Source organism: Rhodococcus pyridinivorans (assembly GCF_900105195.1).
Classification (GTDB): domain Bacteria; phylum Actinomycetota; class Actinomycetes; order Mycobacteriales; family Mycobacteriaceae; genus Rhodococcus; species Rhodococcus pyridinivorans.
This window is the reverse complement of record NZ_FNRX01000002.1, coordinates 1,285,806-1,303,806: the sequence shown is the minus strand read 5'-3', so window position 1 is coordinate 1,303,806 and position 18,001 is coordinate 1,285,806. Positions and strand designations below refer to the sequence as shown.

Below are 18,001 nucleotides of genomic sequence, written 5' to 3'. Positions count from 1 at the left end.
AACGAACATGCCACGGAGAAGACCATGCCCGAAGTCCTCCCCACCCCCACATCCGTCATGGACCGCCTCGACCTGCTGCTCGAACCGTTCCGCGACACGGACGGCCTCACCCTCACCGAGCTGTGCCGACGGACAGGCTTCGCCCGTTCGTCCGCTCATCGGATGCTTCTCCAACTCGTGCGGGTCGGGTGGATGCGTCGCAGCGGCACCACCTATCACCTCGGCCCGAAGATCGTCGAGCTAGGCGCCCTCGCGCAGGCACACGACCGCATCCACAGCGCCGCTCTCCGCTCGATGTACGCGCTGCACCGCGAGACCGGACTGGCCGTCCACCTGACCGTCCTCGACAACGATCAGGTCGTCTACCTGGAGAAAGTGAGTGGCGCGCAGGTCACCGACAGCACGTGGGCGGGCCAGCGGCGCCCTGCCGAGGACACTGTCGCCGGCCTGGCACTGCTGGCCCGACGCGACGGATCCCACCCCGCCCTGACGGGCAGCAACGGGCACTCGATCGTCGGCGGTGTCGTACACGGGGGCGAGTGCTTCCGGCACGCCGTCGCCGCCTTCGCTGCGGGCGACGGCGAGATCGCCGCGCTGTCGCTGGCCGGCCCGGTCGAGGCGAGCAGGGAGGACGCGGTCCGGCGGTTGCGTCGGGCAGCCGACCATCTGGAGACGACTTTGACCGCGTGACGCCACACCCCGTCAACCGATCTGCTGATCAATCGATCAGTCGATGATCTCGATGCATTGCGAGGATCCTATGACACTCGACGACGAGTTCTCCAACGCCTTCATCGCCCGCGTGGCCGGACTGCTGGACGAGTTCCACACCGGCAATCGGCTCACCCTCTCCGAGCTCTCGACTCGCACGGGTCTGCCACGCTCGTCCACCCATCGCTTGCTCACCCAGCTCATCGAGCACGGCTGGGTGAGCAAGCGCGGTAAGACCTACGCTCTCGGACGCACACCCCTCGAATGGGGCGCGTTGGCGCGGAACCACGACCGCCTGCACCGAGCAGCCCATCCCGTCCTGCACGACCTGCATTCGGCGACGGGTCTCGTCGTGCATCTGGCCGTCCTCGACGGGGGCGACGTGCGCTACGTCGACAAGATCGGACGTGGACCCCTCGTGCTCCCTTCGCGCATCGGCGGACGGCAGCCGGCACATCGCACCGCACTCGGAAAAGCCCTTCTGGCCCACACCCGACTACACGCCTCTCCTCCTGCAACAGGATGCACGCACCCCGCTGCTCCGAGGGCCGAGAATCTGCTGCCCCGCAACGAGATCGCACGCATTCGCGAACGGCACGTCGCACACGAGCGCGAGGAATCGGCACCGGGTGTCGCGTGCGTGGCGGCGCCGATCGGAAACGGGCAGATATGCGTGGGAGCACTGTCCGTGACAGGTCACGTCGACACCGTCGACACCGTCGGCCTGGCCACCCCGGTCCGGCTCGCGGCGCGGGCGGTGTGGCGCGCCCTGTCCCCGAGCGATTCTCGGCCACATCTCGGTCGATCGGTGGGTCAGCGCACCAACGCCTGACCACCGTCCACCGGGAGTGAGTGGCCCGTGATGTAGCGGGCGGCCTCACTGCACAGGAAGACGACGGCGGGCCCGATGTCGGTTTCGGGATCGCCGAGTCGACCGAGCGGAATCGAACTCGCGTACGCGGCCGCTTCTTCCGGCTCGCGTTCCGCCCACTCCTGCATGGCTACCGAATCGGCGAGCGGCAGAATCGAATTGACGCGGATGCCGTCCGCCGCCCACTCACAGGCGGCGGTGCGGGTGAGAACCCGGATCGCTTCCTTCGCAGCGGCGTATCCGCCCGTACCGGAGGGGTTCCACCGGATGCCGGCCGCCGACCCGAGATTGACGATCGATCCACCGCCACGCAGGTACGGATGACAGGCCCGCATCATCCGCCAAGTGGCGGTCGGACCGGACTCCATACCGTCGCGGTACACGGCTTCGGCGAGTTCCAGCAGCGTTCCCGGAGCGGGTGTTTGCGCGTTGTTGACCAGGATTGTGAGTCCACCGAACTGTGCAACCACCTCGGCGACGGTCGCATCCACCGCTGCCGGGTCGGTTACGTCGCACACGTACGGCACCGCACGACCACCCCGAGCTTCGATCTCGACCACAGTGGCGCCGATCGTCGTTGCGGTACGACCCACCACGGCGACCGAGGCTCCGGCGGCGGCGAGCGCGAGCGCAATCCCCCTCCCGATACCCTGACCCGCGCCGGTCACGAGAGCTGTGGCACCTGCCAGCGGCATAGCGGGAACGATCGGGTCCATCCGGGACACGGCCATGCACACTCCTGAAGACATGAAAGACATCAACCCATTGATCGGTTGATCAATGGGTGTGGCAGAATACGGTCCGAACCAGGCCTGTACGGGCCTTACGAGAGGACAACGGTGGACCCGCAGGAGCGAAAGCGGCAGATACTCGACCGGTCGGCGGAGATCTTCGCCCGCAAGGGGGTCACCGCCACAACCATCCGCGAAATCGCCGACGCGGTCGGTGTCTACTCCGGAGCGCTCTACCACTACTTCCCATCCAAGGAAGCGATCGTCACCGAGCTCATTCGCGAATACATCACCGACCTCAACGAACGATGCCGCGAGGTGCTCGCTCGGTCGCTACCGCCGGTCGAGCGACTCGAGGCCTTCACACAGATCGCGCTGGAGACCTCCGAGGACTATCACGGCGCGACCTCCATCTGGCGACGCGAAGGCGAGTACATGCGCGAGCGCGTCGTCGAGGCCGACATGGTCTCCTCGGCCGACGCCATGCAGGTCGCGTGGCGAGAGGCCATCCGCGACGGCATCGCCGAAGGCGTCTTCCGTACCGACATCGATCCCGAGACGTTCCGGGAACTTATCTACGACGCGGTCTGGCACGCCTCCCGCTGGTACCGGCCCGGACCGGACCGCACCCTCGCCGATCTCTCGCGCACCATCGTGTCGTTGTTCGTCGACGGGTTCCGCCGACGCGACGAGTGATCCGTCCCGCCGGGTGCGGCGGGACGGATCATCGGATCACTCCGCCGAACCTGCGAGGTTCCCCTCGACCTCCTTGTGCCACGACTCGAGCGCACGGGAGGTGTCCACCTCGAACTCGAAACGCTGCGTCATGTCCGGCGTGACGTCCTCGAGGTCGACGTAGAACTGGTTGTACCAGCGACGCAGCTGGTAGACCGGACCGTCCTCCTCGGTGAGGAGCGGATTCTCGATGCGGGACTTGTGCTTCCAGATCTCGATGTCCTGGGCGAACTGCTCCTCGAGACCGTCGGTGAACATCGTCGCCATCTCGGCGGCCTGCTCCTCGGACATGCCCTCGATCTTCTTGACGATCGTGCCGAACTGCAGCACGAACGAGTTGTTCGTGACCGGGTAGTGGCAGTTGATCAGCTTCGACTCGATGGTCGTGCCTTCGGAGACCGTGTAGATCGTATCGAGCATGAAGGACGGACCGTAGTAGAAAGCATCCGAGATGGTCTGCGCCTCCGGCAGATCCATCTGCACACCGGTCTTGATGTCGTCGCGCCCGTAGGAGCGCATGTGCTGGCCGGCGATGTGCCCGTCGAAGACGTTCTTGAAGTACTCGGGCATCTGGAAGTGCACGTAGAAGAAGTGCGCCATGTCGACGACGTTGTCGACGATCTCCCGGCAGTGCGACCCCTCGACGTGGATGGTCGTCCACGTCCAGTCGCTCCACTGACCGTCCTCGTAGCCCTCGATCTCGGGGATCGCGAGTTCGGGAGTGGGCTCACTACCCTGCGGGCAGTGCCAGACGAACAGAACACCGTTGCGCTCCATCGTCGTCCATGCTTTGGTGCGGCCGAGCTTCGGGGTACGCCGCGCGTACGGCACGGCCTCACAACGGCCCTGTCCGTTCCAGCGCCAGTCGTGGAACGGACAGGCGATGGTGTCGCCCTTGATCTCGCCGCGCGCGAGGTTCCCACCCATGTGCCGGCAGAAGGCGTCGAGCACGTGCAGCTTTCCGGCCGTATCGGCGAAGACCACCAGATCGGTGCCGAACACCTTGACCTGGTGCGGCTTTCCGTCACGGAAATCCTTGGCGAGGCCGATGCAGTGCCATCCGCGCGCGAAGCGGGTGGGGTTGGTACCTGGATCGATGTTGCGGATCTCGATCCGCTCCTGGGGGACGGTCATGTTTTCTCCTGCGCTGACGAGGGGTGATGGGGCTGACGAGAGTCGAAGGCGAGCGACGATCACCGGGCTGGGGCGACCGTCTCCGTGGAAGCGAGAGGAGCGATCGTAGGATCGATCCGGTTCCCGGTCCGGATCACACCGTCGGCCACCGCCTCGTCCACGGTGCGATCGAGCGCTTCGCACCGCATCACGTAGGCACCCGGACCAGCGGTGGCGATCTCTCGGCACGACTCCCGGGCCTCGTCGGACCATTGGATGCTGGTATGAGCTGGGCTGTACTTCGCGACGAGCACACGAGCGCCGCAGGTATGACAGGCGAGCGACTGCATTGTTGCCGGTTCCCTTCCTCGGATGAGCCGAGACTAGGAACCGCGATGTGTGCGGCGACACAGCTTTTCAGCCCAGCGGGACAAACGGAGTTCTAGCGAACGCCCGGCGACTTCTCGTCGCGCGGTGAAACGGGGTTCACGCGGCGTGTTGCAGGGGCGAACCCCGTTTCAGCGCGTCAGCTGGGGAGTAGCCGTGGGATGCGGACACGGAAGGTCGAGCCGACTCCCTGTTCCGACTCCACCTCCACTTTCCCACCGTGCGCCGCGACCAGCGCGGCGACGATCGACAGACCCAGCCCGCTCCCACCCGATGCGCGGGTGCGGGAGGCATCGGCGCGGTAGAAGCGTTCGAAGACGCGCTCGCGGTCGTCGGGATCGAGACCGGGGCCGGTGTCGGCGACTTCCAGGATCGCATCGGAGTCCGAGGTACCCACCCGCACTGTGACATCGGCGTCTGGTGGGGTGTGGGTCAGGGCGTTTGTGACGAGATTGCTCAACACCTGACGCAGACGGGCGTCGTCGCCGAGAACCTCGGGAGTGCCTGGGCCGTCGATGATGTCGAGGGTAATGGTCCGTTCGGGTGCGACGGCGCGCGCGTTGTGCACCGCGTCGGCGGCGACCGCGAGCAGATCCACCGGGGAACGGTCGAGCGGACGTTGTTCGTCGAGTCGCGCAAGCATCAGCAGGTCTTCGACGAGCAGACCCATACGGCGGGCCTCGCGTTCGATGCGGTCCATGAGCATGACGGTGTCGGTACTCGCGCCCTGCCGGTACAACTCGGCGAAACCGCGGATGGTGGTGAGCGGAGTTCGGAGTTCGTGGCTGGCATCGGCGACGAAGCGACGCATCTTCTCCTCCGAGCGTCGCGCCGACTCCTCGGATGCTGCGGTTGCTGCGAAGGCTGATTCGATCCTGCCGAGCATGGCGTTGAAGGTCACCGACAACCGCCCGATCTCGGTTCGGGGATCGCCCTCGGGCACCCGCTCGCTGAGGTCGCCTTCAGCGATCGCGGCGGCGGTGCGCTCGACCTCGTCGAGGGGACGCAGGCTCATCCGCACGACGACACCGCCGCCCACCGCCAGTGCGACCAGCACGACCGCACCGATCACCGTCTGCAGCAGGACGAGGCTGTCCACCGTCTCGTCGGCCTCGGCCAGGCTCATCCCGACGGTGGTCACGACACCCGACGTGTTCTCGGTGCTCATCACCCGCCAGTGCGGACCGTCGTCGCCCACGGATCCGACGGTGACGGGCCTACCGGTCGGATCCTCAGGCACATCCGGTGCGGTCGACTCGTCGTTGACGACGAACAGCACTTGTCCGTCGGCGTCGACGACCTGCACGTAGAAGGGGCTCGGTGGTCGCCGGGAGGTGGGGGCGTCCAGCGGTGGCGTCGGTGGCGGCTTGTCGGGTCGCGCCCAGGTCCGTGCGGCCTCCTCGAGGTCCCGGTCGACGCGCGACAGCAGAGAGTTCTGCAGAGCCGAGGTGACGGCAACACCCGACGCGAGCAGACCGATGCCGGCCAGGAGCACCAGGGCGGCCACCAGCGTCCAACGGAGTGGCAGCGCCCGCAGCCGGTTCATGTGCGGGGTTCCCGCATCACGTAGCCCACCCCGCGAACGGTGTGGATGAGGGGGACGTCGCCGATGTCCACCTTGCGTCGCAGATACGACACGTACGACTCGACAACCCCGACCTCACCGCCGAAGTCGTAGTTCCACACGTGCTCGAGGATGCGGGGCTTACTCAGCACCGTCCCGGCGTTGAGCATGAAGTACCGCAGCAGCGTGAACTCGGTCGGCGACAGCGACACGGGCTTGCCGGCCTTGAACACCTCGTGGGTGTCTTCGTCGAGTTCGAGGTCGGCGAAGGTGATGCGGGAGCTGCGTTCGGTCTCGGACACCTTGCCGGCGCGGCGCAGGATCGTGCGCAGCCGGGCGATGACCTCTTCGAGGCTGAACGGTTTGGTGACGTAGTCGTCGGCGCCGAGCGTCAGGCCCGCGACCTTGTCCTCCACCGCGTCTTTCGCGGTCAGGAACAGCACGGGCGCGTCGATGCCGTCGGCGCGCAGGCGGCGCAGCAGGCCCATGCCGTCCATCCCGGGCATCATCACGTCGAGGATCACTGCGTCGGGCCGGAAGCGTCGCGCCTTGTCCAGTCCTTCGGCGCCGTTGCTCGCGGTCTCCACCTCGAAGCCCTGGAACTTCAGGCTCACGGACAGCAGTTCGACGATGCTCGGCTCGTCGTCGACGACGAGCACGCGCGCTTCGGGAATCCGGTCGGTCACGACTTCGATTGTCGCGGGTAGGGCTGGCACCGCGCTCGAGATTTCCTGGCAGGTTCCTGTGAGCTTTCCGATTGTCAGGAAGTTGCCAGGAGAACTCCACGGAACCTCGAGATCACGAGTGTGTGCTGTGGGGGTGAACAACGGCTATCAGCAGACCGCGAGCAGACTGCACGCGTTCAACCGGTACGAGATCAAGTATTTCGTCGACGAGATGAAGGTGCCCGAACTACGGCGCGAGCTCGCCGCCCGGATGGACACCGATCCGTACTCCCCACACGGGGGCTATCCGGTGACGTCGCTGTACTACGACACCCCGGATCTGCGGTTCTACTGGGAGAAGATCGAAGGCTTGAAGTTCCGCCGCAAGGTACGCATGCGGCTGTACGGCGACCCGGCCGCATGCACCGACGACACTCCCGTGCAGGTCGAGATCAAGCAGCGCGTCAACCGGGTGACGCAGAAGCGTCGCACTGCCCTCCCGTACGGTGTCGCCCTGCGGTGGCTGAACGGACGCGAGGACATCGAGTGCGACGACTCGCAGCGGCCGTTCGTCGACGAGGTCTCCGGTCTCGTGGGGAATCTGGATCTGCGACCGATCGTGACCACCGGCTATCTGCGCGAGGCGTTCGTCGGACGCGACGCCGACCTCGGTCTGCGTGTGACGATCGACCACAAGGTGCACGGCCGCGACCGCGACTTCCACTTCGCGTCCGGCGCAGAGAACCGCTTCATCATCCCGCCGAAGCTGGCCGTCGTAGAGCTCAAGGCCAACGAGCGGGTGCCCTACTGGGCGACCGATTTGACGGCCCGGCTGGACATGTCGGTGATCCGGGTGTCGAAGTACTGCCAGTCGGTCGAGGCGTTCGGGCTCGCACCCCGGTCCCGTTTCGGTGCACCGGAACTGGTGTCGCCGGACGGCTCCGACGCGCGGGTACCCGCCGATCTTCTGTCCACCGAACCGATCCCGGCTCGCTGATCTTCCCTTCTCCGAAACAAGGACGGATATGAATTTCGATTTCCAAGATCTCAGTGGCACGTTCACGACCTTCGACATCGTGGTGTCGCTGGCGTTGTCGTTCGTGCTGTCGAGCGTCATTGCGTGGGTCTACCGCTACACGCACAAGAACGTCTCCTACAGCCAGTCCTACGTGCAGACGCTGGTGCTGGTCGGCATGGTCATCGCGCTCATCATGCTGGTGGTCGGATCGAACATCGCCCGGGCGTTCGCTCTCGTCGGCGCGCTCTCGGTGGTGCGATTCCGCAACGCCATCAAAGAAACTCGCGATGTCGGGTTCATCTTCCTGGTGATGGCCATCGGCATGACCACCGGTACCCGCTTCTACGTGCTCGCCATCGCAGCGACCGTCGCGATCTGCCTCGTACTGCTGATCATGAACAAGTTCAACTGGTTCACGCTCGACGTGCAGCGTCAGGTGGTCAAGGTGCAGGTGCCGCCGGAGCCGGCCTACACCAGCACCGTCGAGGACATTCTCATCAAGCACTGCAGTGAATACGAGTTGGTGTCCACCGAATCCGTCCGCGCCGGCGCTCTGGTGGAGCTGTACTACACGGCGCAGCTGAAGAAGGGCACGAGCTCGAACGACCTGATCGCGGCACTGAGCGCCGTCAATGCCGGCCAGCGGGTGAGCGTCCTGACCGGATACGACCAGACCGACCTGTGATGACTGCACCCACCCCGCGGCGCCGTCTGCGGCACCGGATACCGACCTCGCTGCGGCGGCACTGGAAACTGCCGGTGGCGTTCATCGCGTTCGTCGCGATCGTGGCCACGGCCTTCGGAGCGACACGCGTGCGGCCCTACATCACAGGCGACCCGACGATCATCTCCTCGGAGATCACCGAGAACGTCGCCGGCACAGTCGATCTGTTCGACACCTCCGTCACACACGAGTTGTCGCTCGAGATCGGCGACGCCGAGTACGACGACATGATCTCCTCATACGAGAAGGACGGCGACAAGGAGTGGGTGGTCGCCGATGTGGTCATCGACGGCACCCGCATCGACGACGTGGGTGTGCGCCTGAAGGGCAACTCGACGCTGCGCGGCCTGCAGGGCGAGGGTTTCGATCAGGCGCAAGGCCCGCCCGGGATGGAGGGCACGATTCAGGTGGATCCGGAGGATCCGACCTCGTTGCCCTTGCTGATCCGTTTCGACGAGTACGTCGACGGTCGCGCGTATCAGGGCATGACAGAACTGTCGGTGCGGCCCGGCTCGCCGGTGATCAACGAGGCGATGGCGTTGTCGCTCACCGCCGAGACCGATCAACCGACCCAGCGGTACGCGTACACGGTGTACTCGGTCAACGACAGCGCCACCGCGACACGACTGGTGCTCGAGCATCCCGATGAGCAGTACGCCAACTCGCTGTTCGACTCCCCCGGCTATCTCTACAAGGCCGATGCGTCGTCGCGGTTCGAGTACGTCGGCGACGACCAGTCGGACTACGCCGACCAGTTCGAGGAGATCAATGCCGCCGACTCCGGGACGCTGCAACCCATCATCAGCTTCCTGAAGTGGATGGACTCGGCCGACGACGCAGAGTTCGACGCGCACCTCGCCGACTGGGTCGACGTCGAGTCCTTCGCTCGGTACGTCGCCACACAGAACCTGCTCGTCAACTTCGACGACATGGCCGGACCCGGTCAGAACTACTACCTCTGGTACGACCTCGACACGAAGAAGCTCTCGGTGGTCTCGTGGGATCTGAACATGGCCATGCAGGGTGATACTTCCGCCGGCCCGGACGACTCCATCTCCATGATGGGCGGCATGGGACCGGGCGGTCGCCCGCAGGGCATGGTGGGCGCCGCGCCACCGGAGGGGATGCCTCAGGCCATGCCACCTGGAATGCCTGGAGGCGAGAGTCGCGGACCAGGCGGCGGCAATACCTTGAAGACCCGTTTCCTCGACTCCGACGCCTTCACGGAGATCTACCACCGGGTGTATCAGGAGCTGTCCGAACAGATCTACGGCAACGGTCTGGCACTCGAGGTGCTCGACGCGGTGGCGGCGTCGGTGCCGACCTCCGACGGCCTCACTGCCGAGGCGCTGCAGGAGAGCGTCGACTCGATGCGCTCCTGGATCGGGGAACGTACGCAGGCACAAGTTCAGTGGATTCAGCCCCGCTGAGCGAGGTCGGATCCACCGAAGTTACGGATACTGTCGGGCCCATGACTTCCGAAGAAATCCTGCTCGTCGAGCAGCGCGATTCCGTCCGCATTCTCACCTTGAACCGCCCGGAGGCGCGGAATGCGCTGAGCTCGGCGCTCATCGATGCCCTGCGCACCGAGATCGCTGCAGCGGAGGCGGACGACGAGACGAACGTCGTGGTCCTTACCGGCACCGACCCGGCCTTCTGCGCCGGACTCGACCTGCAGGAACTCGGGGAAGGTGGAGGCAACCTGTCGCTGGTGTCCGGCGCCGACCTCCCCGTCGGTCATCCGTGGAAGCCCATCTCCAAGCCGATCATCGGCGCGGTGAACGGCGCCGCCATCACCGGTGGTCTCGAAATGGCACTCGCGTGCGACTTCCTCATCGCGTCCGAGCGCGCCCGCTTCGCCGACACCCACGCGCGAGTCGGCGTCCTGCCGGGTTGGGGACTCACCCAGCGCCTGCCCGCGGCGGTGGGTCCGGGCTTCGCGCGTCGCATGAGCCTGTCCGGCAACTTCGTGGGTCCCGAGGAGGCGCTGCGTGCGGGTCTGGTGACGCAGGTCGTCGCGCATGACGAACTGCTCGGCACGGCCGTGGAGGTCGCGCGGACGATCGCCGGCAACGACCAATCCGGTATGCGGGCGTTGCTCGCGTCGTACCGCCGGGCCGAGGAGCATGTCGTCGAACCGGCCCTACGGGTGGAGCAGCAGACCTCGGAAGAGTGGATGCGGGAGTTCTCGCCGTCGCGGGTCGCCGAGCGACGGGCTGCGGTGATCGAACGCGGAAAGTCCCAGAACGCCGTGAATCCCAAGTCCTGAAACGCCCATGATCAAAGGGCATTTCGGTCTAATCGGACACTTTTATCACAGAAATATAACAACTAGTGACGGCAGGTAACAGGCTTTGAGGCCTTCGCGAAGTATGGGACGGAAGTGAATTGATCTTGCGGATCCATTCACTTCCCGCGCCCGTTCGCGGGCGTGCCCATCCACAACAACATGGAGGTATTCCTATGCTGCTCGGATCTCTCGCACTGACCCTCGGTGGACTGCTCGCCGCTCTCGGCATCATTCTCTGACAGCCGGACCGATCGACTCCGCGCCCGCACCACCCCCTGCGTGCGGGCGCGGTTCGGTCCATTCGGACGGATCCACTTCCGGAGTCCGGAAAACTGTTTCCTCGTCACACTTTTCGGACATCTTCTTCTCGAGTTCGTCCCTTCTCGCGCTGCGCCATCTCCGGTTCCCGACACCGATGCGCGTAAACAACTACTCCGGCAACGGAACGTTCTGCAGTCGCAGCTGACCGCGAGCGAGGACCTTGCCGGTCGTGGTGTCGGTGATGATCACCAGCCACAGTTGCTGAGTCCTCCCCTGCTGCAACGGTTCTGCCGTGACCGACGCACGGCATCCCGTCGTCGACCGCAGGAAGTGGCTTCCTCGACGACGAAGCCGCTCGCCTCGACGAATCGGCTCGGCGACTTCTGCCCGTAGTCCTCGATCGTCGGACGAGCCTCGGTAGTTCCGGTCATCGCCCTGCTCCAGTGGGGGGGACAAATACTGTGCAGATCCCGACGGCCCGTCACTGCTCATCGAACACCGCGACTGTGGCGCTTCGGTCGAAGCGGTCGTGCAATGCGCCCACGGCCACGGTCCGCTGCGGCCGAGCGAGTCGCAGACCCGGCCGGGTCCGACCGCGCGAAAACCCCCCGAGGGCACGAAAACATAACGAAGTGAATTTTCGGTCCGCGGCAGTGTTTCGCACCGAGGCGGCGGGTACTCCTCGGTCAGCGTCCCGGTGCGGACGCAGTCCGGATAACCGAACGACAGGAGGAACATATATGCACTTCGGATCTCTTGCGCTCCTCGGCGGACTGCCTGCGAAACCGGGCATCGCCCACTGAGCCAGCGCACACCGCGTCCGCATCCGTCATGGGTGCGGACGCGGTCGTATGTGCGATGAATTTCTCGGGCGGCGCGGGTCGGTATGGTCACCGACCCCAGAAGGAGCCGACATGCCCGAATTCGTCACCCACTCGATCGACGTCCCTGGCGCGACTCTCGTCTACGACGTCCGCACCGTCCCCGGCGACGCCACCTCGCTGCTGCTCGCCGGATCCCCGATGGACGCGAGCGGCTTCACGAGCCTCGCCTCCTACCTCGACGACCGGACGGTGATCACCTACGACCCGCGCGGCACGGGTCGTGGCACGCGCACCGACACGTCGATGCAGTCCACTCCCGCTCTGCACGCCGACGACCTGCACCGGATCCTCGTCGAACTCGATCTCGGTCCCGTCGACGTCTTCGCCAGCAGCGGCGGCGCGGTCAACGCGCTCGAACTCGTCTCGCGCCATCCCGAGCAGGTGCGCACGCTGGTCGCGCACGAACCGCCGATCGTCGAGCTGCTGCCCGATCGCATCGGGGCCGAGGCGGTGCGCGACGACATCCGCGACACCTATCAGCGCAGCGGCCTCGGACCGGCCATGGCGAAGTTCATCGCCCTGGTCGGCTACGAAGGTGAACTGACCTCCGACTATCTCGACCGGCCCGCTCCGAGCCCGTCCGACTTCGGACTGCCCAGCGAGGACGACGGGACCCGCGACGACGTGCTGCTGGGCCAGAACTGGATGTCGTGCACGGGCTACCACCCCGATCTCGACGCTCTCGCGAACGCGTCCACGCGCATCGTCGTCGCAGGTGGTCGCGAGTCGGTACGCCAGCTGTGCGGCCGCGCCTCGGCAGCGCTCGCCGACCGGCTCGGCACAACTCCGACGCTGTTCCCCGGCGATCACGGTGGCTTCATGGGTGCCTCAGAGGGTATGCCCGGCGATCCTGAAGCTTTCGCCGCCGTGCTCCGCGACGTGCTCCAACCGAGCCGCGTGTAATCCGTCCGATCGTCGAGTTCATGGGCTACACCCAGCCCTGGTATTCGGTGCGCGACCTAGACGAACCCGTGGTCGGAGCGATGGTGATGCGCGCCGTGGCCGCGTCTTCGTCTACATCCCGAAGAGCGGGTACGTCGGCATCGGAGTCGTCACCGTGATGTCGTTCTTCGAGAGTGCTCACAACAGGGATGGGTGACAGCAGAAGCTTTTTCGCACGATCACTCCGTGTCGCGCAGCGCGCTCCTGCATTCGAGTCGGCGCCGATCGGCCAGGTGGGCGTCGCGCAGCACTTCGAGCAGACGCGGCGTGGTCCGCTCGCCGGGTTCGACGACCGCGACCCATCCCAGTGAGCCGTAGAGCGGATGAGGGATGAAGACGTCGGCCTCGGCGAAGTCGATCGTCGAGGGGTCGACGGACCGGGGTGGGTAGCCGAGCAACTCGGTGAACAGCTGCGTCCCCGCATGCACGTTCATGCGCGATCGGCCCGGCTCGTCGAGGCGTGAATCCCCATCGTTCGGATAGTTCTTCGTCACGATCGTCGCGTAGGGCTGCCGCTTGTGCGGGATCTCGCCGTCCGGGGCGTAGTAGAAGAAATGGTCGCCCCACGAAATCTCGGGGAGCCCACTCCCATCCTGTGGTGCGAGCTCGAGGACACCGCTGAAGCTTCTGATCTGCGCGAGGATCTGTTCCATGGTCATACTTCGAGTGTCACCTTGAAGTGCTTATGGAGGGTTCGAGCAGTGGAGCACACGATGACGACGGGGCGCCTGGCCGCAGCCACCGGATACTCCGTGCAGCAGGTGCGCGATCTCGAACGCCTCGGAGTGATTCCTTCCGCCGTACGAATGCCCAACAGCTATCGCAGATTCGGTCCCGAACACGTCACGGCCCTGCGCGCGTACCGCGCACTGGCTGTCGCGGTGGGTCCCGTCGAGGCGCGCAGGGTCATGCACGATGTGCAGGTCCTCCCCTACGACGAGGCACTCGCCCGTGTCGTCGAACTCCACAGTGGGCTCGCGCGGGCACGCGCCGAGAGTCTCACCGCGCTCCGCGCACTCGACACCATCGTCGACGAGGCCGCCCACGACGCGCCTCCACTACCCGGCGACGCCATGAGCATCACCGAGCTGGCGAACGCCATCGGAGTGCGATCGTCCACCCTGAGGTTCTGGGAGAAGGAGGGATTGGTCGCGCCCGAACGGATCGACCGTAACGCTGCGCGGAGCTACTCCCCCGCCGCGGCGCGGGATGCGCGGATCGTTGCCGCACTACGCGCGGGTGGCTACCGCATCCCGGCGGTCCGGGCGGTGATGGCAGCGATCGGAACCGACAATGACACCGATACTGCTAGGGACGCACTCCACGAGCGCCTGCACACCATCGCAGTGCAGTCCGAAATGTTGCTGCGAGCCGGTGCAGACATCGCGAACCTGATCGAGAACCGGACTCCGCGCTCGTCTAACTCGAATCCGAAGAGTGCAACCGCCACGGCACACTCGTCACCATCACCCCGGGCTGGAACAGCAGACGACTCTTGAGTCGCAGCGCGCTCTGATTGTGGAGCAGATTCTCCCACCAGTGCCCCACGACGTATTCGGGGATGAAGACGGTGACCACGTCGCGCGGCGAGTTGCCGCGCACCCGCCTGACGTAGTCGAGTACCGGTCGCGTGATCTCCCGGTACGGCGACTCCAGCACCTTCAACGGAATCGTGATGTCGCTGGCTTCCCATTCGCGCACGAGAGCGCGGGTGTCCTCCTCGTCGACGTCGACGGTGATCGCTTCGAGGGTGTCGGGGTGGGTGGCCGAGGCGTACGCGAGCGCGCGACGTGTCGGGTGGTGCAGCTTGGCCACGAGCACGATCGAATACGTGCGGCTGGGCAGCAGACCGTCCCATTTGCCGGCGTCGAGTTCGGCCGCCACACGTCGGTAGTGGTGGTTGACGGCCCGCATCGTCACGAAGACGATCACCATGGCGAGGATCGCGATCCACGCGCCGGCGAGGAATTTCGTGATGAGCACGATGATCAGGACGGTCCCCGTCATCGCCAGACCCACACCGTTGACGACGCGCGAACGCTGCATTCTCCGGCGGTGACGCGAGTCGGTTTCGGTGGCCAACAGCCGCGTCCAGTGACGAACCATTCCGGTCTGGCTCAACGTGAAGGAGACGAACACTCCGACGATGTAGAGCTGGATGAGATGGGTGACCTCGGCGTCGAACACCCATACCAGCACGATCGCTCCGAGAGCCAGGAAGACGATGCCGTTGCTGAACGCGAGCCGATCGCCCCGGGTGCGCAGCTGGGTCGGCAGGTGTTTGTCCTGCGCGAGTACCGACGCGAGAACCGGGAACCCGTTGAATGCCGTATTCGCGGCGAGGACGAGGATCAACGCGGTCACGGCGGTGACGAGGTAGAAACCGAGCGGGAAACCGGTGAAGACCGTCTCGGCGACCTGCGCGATCAGTGTCTTCTGGTGATAGTCGGCCGGTGCCCCGCTCAATTGTGTCGCGGGATCTGCGGCGACGACGACCCCCAGTCGCTCGGCGAGGACGATGATGCCCATCAGCAGCGTGATCGCGATGGCGCCCAGCAGGAGCAGGGTGGTGGCAGCGTTGTGCGATTTCGGTTTCCGGAAGGCCGGCACCCCGTTGCTGATGGCCTCCACTCCCGTCAGGGCCGCACATCCCGACGAGAACGCGCGGGCGAGGAGGAAGGCGAAGGCCAGCCCGGCCAGGTGGGATTGTTCGGCGGCGAGTTCGTAGTGCGACGACTCGGCGCGCAGAGGGACGTCGGACACGACGAGACGCACGAAGCCCCAGACGAGCATCACCCCGACACAGAACATGAAGGCGTAGGTGGGCACGGCGAAAGCTGTTCCGGCTTCGCGGAGTCCGCGCAGATTGACCGCGGTGAGGAGTGTGATCGCGGTGATGGCGAACAGCACTTTGTGGTGTTCGACGAAGGGGACGGCCGACCCGATGTTCTGGGCGGCCGACGAGATCGACACGGCGACCGTCAGCACGTAGTCGACGATCAGCGCGCTGCCCACCGTCAGGCCGGCGATCGCACCGAGGTTCTTCGTCGCCACCTCGTAGTCGCCGCCCCCCGACGGATAGGCATGCACGTTCTGCCGGTAGCTCGCGACCACTACGACGAGGACGACGGCGACCGCGAGACCGATCCACCCGGAGAATGCGTAGGCGGACAGGCCCGCCACCGACAACACGAGGAAGATCTCCTCCGGCGCATAGGCGACGGACGACAGAGCGTCGGACGCGAAGACCGGCAGGGCTATCCGTTTCGGCAACAGCGTGTGGCCGAGTGTGTCGCTTCGCAGCGGCCTTCCCAGCAGCACTCGCTTGGTGATGCTGTCACGGCCCTTGCGGATGGTTACGGCCACGACCACCGACTCCTGTCCGGCGCATACCCGCGCACGCAGAAGCGAACGGTACGCTCGTATTACGCCGCTCGCCAGAGGTGCAGACCGGGCGAATTTCACCCCGCCGATCACCCATCGGTGAGGTTGGCAGGTGACACAATCGTCGATAGCGTAGAGACGTTGTTGCTCCTCGCAACAAACCGTGCCGCGTCTCCTCCCCTTTTCGACTCGGCACGGACGGACCCCGTCGGCCCCTCCCCTCGTTGAGCCGACGGGGTTCTCTCACTGATTCCCCCCCATGCGGTGGCTCACACATTTTCGTACAGAGCGGTCCATCTGGCGGATCTTGCGGCGATCCCGTACAGCGGCAGCAGAACTTGACTCGTCCACAGTGCGCGCGGTCGACTACTTTCTTTCACCACGCTCACGATCCGGAGAACCCTGATGACCGATTCCATCCTCGAGCTCTACGTCAACGACGGATTGTCCGACGAGGAAATCGATCAGCAGAGGGCCACCTACGGTCCGCTCACCGGAGACGTGCGCGAGCTGATCCAACTCGCACTGCAGACGCGTGTGGATGCCGACGACGTCGCGCGGGCGCGGGAACATCTCGCAGCCGCGCGCGAGATCCTCGAACGCGACCGGGAGGACGGCCCGTACGGCACCCGGTTCAACGATTCGGGCCGATTCCGTAACTGGGGAAACGCCGCAATAGGCTTGCGCAACGCGATCGCCCCGATCGGCGGCATCCACGAGGACGACGACGGACGCGTGTGGACGGACATCCACCTCGGTCCCGTCTACGAGGGGGCCGGCCGGGCACGTGCACGGCGGGGTCTCCGCACTGTTGCTCGACCAGATCCTCGGCGACGCCGCGCGCATCTCGGGATATCCAGGGATGACGGGCACGCTCGCCATCCGCTACCGCAAGCGCATTCCCCTCGGCGCTCTGCGCGTGGAGGCGAAACTCGACCGCGTCGAGGGACGTAAGGCGTTCGTCGTGGGGCACATCGCCGACTCGGAGGGGATCTGCGTGGAAGCGGAAGGCATCTTCATCGCTCCGGTGTGGATGGTTCAGCAGCGTGACTCGTTCGCGGAGATACCGAGACCCGAATAGGCTCACAACGCCCATGGTCGACCATCAGGGTTGTGAGCCTCACCTGTGTGTTGTGAACCTCCGGACGCCGGAGCCGACGATCAGGTGCTTGCTCTGACGACCGCCACCCTGCAACGCCTGAGCTGATGCTCCTGTTGCGAGGGTCACGACTTGCGACTCGGTAGGTCCGGCTCCTCCGCCAGTACAGTTGATCGATATCCGGCAGGAGCGAGAGGAGTCGACCGTGCAGAACGCCGTGTTCTACTCGCTCGTCGCGATGTGTTCGTTGTTCGCCGCGTCGACGTGGTGCCTCTCGCGCCCCCACCTGCTGTCGAGCTCGGCCGCGTTCGTGGCCTCCGGGCTCTGGGTACTGATGAACGGACCTCTCGAGGGTCGTGTGCTGTACTCGGTGACGCCGAATCACGGACTGACCGAGGCCGACCTGCTCTCGGGAGTGGGCGTGTGCATCGCAACCTGGGGTTTCTGGACGACGCGGAACCGTCGGCGGCGGCGGCGTTCGCAGCGACCGGCGTCGTACCGCAGGCATCCCGACCTGTCCAGAGCCATGCCGACCCCCGTCTTTCCGGCGGAAAGCGACGTCGAAACGGGCCCCATCCGCCGCAAAGCAGGATGAACGTCTCGGTTCGACCCCGAGAAAATT

The 18,001-nt window shown here is 65.6% G+C and carries 18 protein-coding genes and 1 pseudogene; 11 read left to right on the top strand and 8 right to left on the bottom strand.

Features of this window, described 5'->3' with window-relative positions:
• Window positions 1-24: 24 nt before the first annotated feature.
• Entirely contained in the window at window positions 25-690 is a 666-nt protein-coding gene (locus tag BLV31_RS06795; RefSeq protein ID WP_248846183.1) for an IclR family transcriptional regulator, read from the top strand.
• Window positions 691-760: 70 nt separating this feature from the next.
• A complete protein-coding gene (locus tag BLV31_RS06790; protein ID WP_064060352.1) occupies window positions 761-1,543 on the top strand; it encodes an IclR family transcriptional regulator in 783 nt (260 codons plus the stop codon).
• Here BLV31_RS06790 and BLV31_RS06785 read toward each other — a convergent pair.
• Complete coding sequence (locus tag BLV31_RS06785) at window positions 1,525-2,277, bottom strand: SDR family NAD(P)-dependent oxidoreductase (protein WP_064060371.1); 753 nt, start codon at window positions 2,275-2,277, stop codon at window positions 1,525-1,527. The two genes, BLV31_RS06790 and BLV31_RS06785, sit on opposite strands and share 19 nt — an antisense overlap.
• Window positions 2,278-2,421: 144 nt before the next feature.
• Here BLV31_RS06785 and BLV31_RS06780 point away from each other — a divergent pair, with 144 nt between their 5' ends.
• On the top strand, window positions 2,422-3,009 hold the full coding sequence (locus BLV31_RS06780) for a TetR/AcrR family transcriptional regulator (protein WP_064060351.1): 588 nt from the start codon (window positions 2,422-2,424) through the stop codon (window positions 3,007-3,009).
• A gap of 36 nt (window positions 3,010-3,045) precedes the next feature.
• Here the strand turns inward: BLV31_RS06780 and BLV31_RS06775 are convergent, their stop codons facing one another.
• The 3 genes from BLV31_RS06775 to BLV31_RS06760 form a co-directional block, all read right to left on the bottom strand.
• A complete protein-coding gene (locus tag BLV31_RS06775; protein ID WP_064060350.1) occupies window positions 3,046-4,182 on the bottom strand; it encodes a 3-ketosteroid-9-alpha-monooxygenase, oxygenase component in 1,137 nt (378 codons plus the stop codon).
• Between the two features lie 505 nt (window positions 4,183-4,687).
• Entirely contained in the window at window positions 4,688-6,094 is a 1,407-nt protein-coding gene (locus BLV31_RS06765) for a sensor histidine kinase (RefSeq protein WP_064060349.1), read from the bottom strand.
• Window positions 6,091-6,798, bottom strand: a complete 708-nt coding sequence (locus tag BLV31_RS06760; RefSeq protein WP_024101966.1) for a response regulator transcription factor — start codon at window positions 6,796-6,798, stop codon at window positions 6,091-6,093. The genes BLV31_RS06765 and BLV31_RS06760 overlap by 4 nt, the downstream gene beginning before the upstream one ends.
• Before the next feature lie 133 nt (window positions 6,799-6,931).
• Between BLV31_RS06760 and BLV31_RS06755 the strand changes: the two genes are divergently transcribed.
• Genes BLV31_RS06755 through BLV31_RS06740 form a run of 4 tightly spaced genes read left to right on the top strand, consistent with a single transcriptional unit; the run spans window position 6,932 to window position 10,788 of the window.
• Window positions 6,932-7,774, top strand: a complete 843-nt coding sequence (locus BLV31_RS06755) for a polyphosphate polymerase domain-containing protein (protein WP_139192939.1) — start codon at window positions 6,932-6,934, stop codon at window positions 7,772-7,774.
• Between the two features lie 28 nt (window positions 7,775-7,802).
• The gene (locus tag BLV31_RS06750; RefSeq protein WP_006553093.1) at window positions 7,803-8,480 is read left to right on the top strand and encodes a DUF4956 domain-containing protein; all 678 of its coding nucleotides are present in this window, start codon (window positions 7,803-7,805) and stop codon (window positions 8,478-8,480) included.
• Window positions 8,480-9,949, top strand: coding sequence for a CotH kinase family protein (locus BLV31_RS06745; RefSeq protein WP_081263370.1), 1,470 nt, complete (start codon window positions 8,480-8,482; stop codon window positions 9,947-9,949). Before BLV31_RS06750 ends, BLV31_RS06745 begins: the two co-directional genes overlap by 1 nt.
• Before the next feature lie 41 nt (window positions 9,950-9,990).
• Window positions 9,991-10,788, top strand: coding sequence for an enoyl-CoA hydratase (locus BLV31_RS06740; protein WP_064060347.1), 798 nt, complete (start codon window positions 9,991-9,993; stop codon window positions 10,786-10,788).
• A 450-nt stretch (window positions 10,789-11,238) separates the two neighbouring features.
• Here BLV31_RS06740 and BLV31_RS24955 read toward each other — a convergent pair.
• Window positions 11,239-11,400 (bottom strand): annotated as a pseudogene (locus tag BLV31_RS24955) (PaaI family thioesterase); the annotation flags it as partial.
• A gap of 584 nt (window positions 11,401-11,984) precedes the next feature.
• Here BLV31_RS24955 and BLV31_RS06725 point away from each other — a divergent pair.
• Window positions 11,985-12,857, top strand: coding sequence for an alpha/beta fold hydrolase (locus tag BLV31_RS06725; protein ID WP_064062126.1), 873 nt, complete (start codon window positions 11,985-11,987; stop codon window positions 12,855-12,857).
• 218 nt (window positions 12,858-13,075) lie between these two features.
• On the opposite strand, the gene BLV31_RS06720 is transcribed toward BLV31_RS06725, so the two are convergent.
• On the bottom strand, window positions 13,076-13,555 hold the full coding sequence (locus tag BLV31_RS06720) for a DUF6194 family protein (RefSeq protein WP_064062125.1): 480 nt from the start codon (window positions 13,553-13,555) through the stop codon (window positions 13,076-13,078).
• Between the two features lie 54 nt (window positions 13,556-13,609).
• On the opposite strand from BLV31_RS06720, the gene BLV31_RS06715 reads away from it, so the two are divergent.
• Window positions 13,610-14,395 (top strand): MerR family transcriptional regulator, encoded by a 786-nt coding sequence (locus tag BLV31_RS06715; protein ID WP_064062129.1) that lies wholly within the window; start codon window positions 13,610-13,612, stop codon window positions 14,393-14,395.
• Here BLV31_RS06715 and BLV31_RS06710 read toward each other — a convergent pair.
• Together BLV31_RS06710 and BLV31_RS25795 are read right to left on the bottom strand one after the other, a co-directional pair.
• The gene (locus BLV31_RS06710) at window positions 14,316-16,262 is read right to left on the bottom strand and encodes an APC family permease (protein WP_081263551.1); all 1,947 of its coding nucleotides are present in this window, start codon (window positions 16,260-16,262) and stop codon (window positions 14,316-14,318) included. The genes BLV31_RS06715 and BLV31_RS06710 overlap by 80 nt on opposite strands.
• 384 nt (window positions 16,263-16,646) lie before the next feature.
• Window positions 16,647-16,997 carry a hypothetical protein gene (locus tag BLV31_RS25795; protein ID WP_307718233.1) on the bottom strand — a complete coding sequence of 117 codons (351 nt, stop codon included), beginning with the start codon at window positions 16,995-16,997 and terminating at the stop codon, window positions 16,647-16,649.
• A 70-nt stretch (window positions 16,998-17,067) separates the two neighbouring features.
• Between BLV31_RS25795 and BLV31_RS25790 the strand changes: the two genes are divergently transcribed.
• Window positions 17,068-17,361: a PaaI family thioesterase gene (locus tag BLV31_RS25790; RefSeq protein WP_307718232.1), complete on the top strand. Its 294-nt coding sequence runs from the start codon at window positions 17,068-17,070 to the stop codon at window positions 17,359-17,361.
• Between the two features lie 223 nt (window positions 17,362-17,584).
• Window positions 17,585-17,974 carry a hypothetical protein gene (locus BLV31_RS06700; protein ID WP_064062124.1) on the top strand — a complete coding sequence of 130 codons (390 nt, stop codon included), beginning with the start codon at window positions 17,585-17,587 and terminating at the stop codon, window positions 17,972-17,974.
• Window positions 17,975-18,001: the final 27 nt, after the last annotated feature.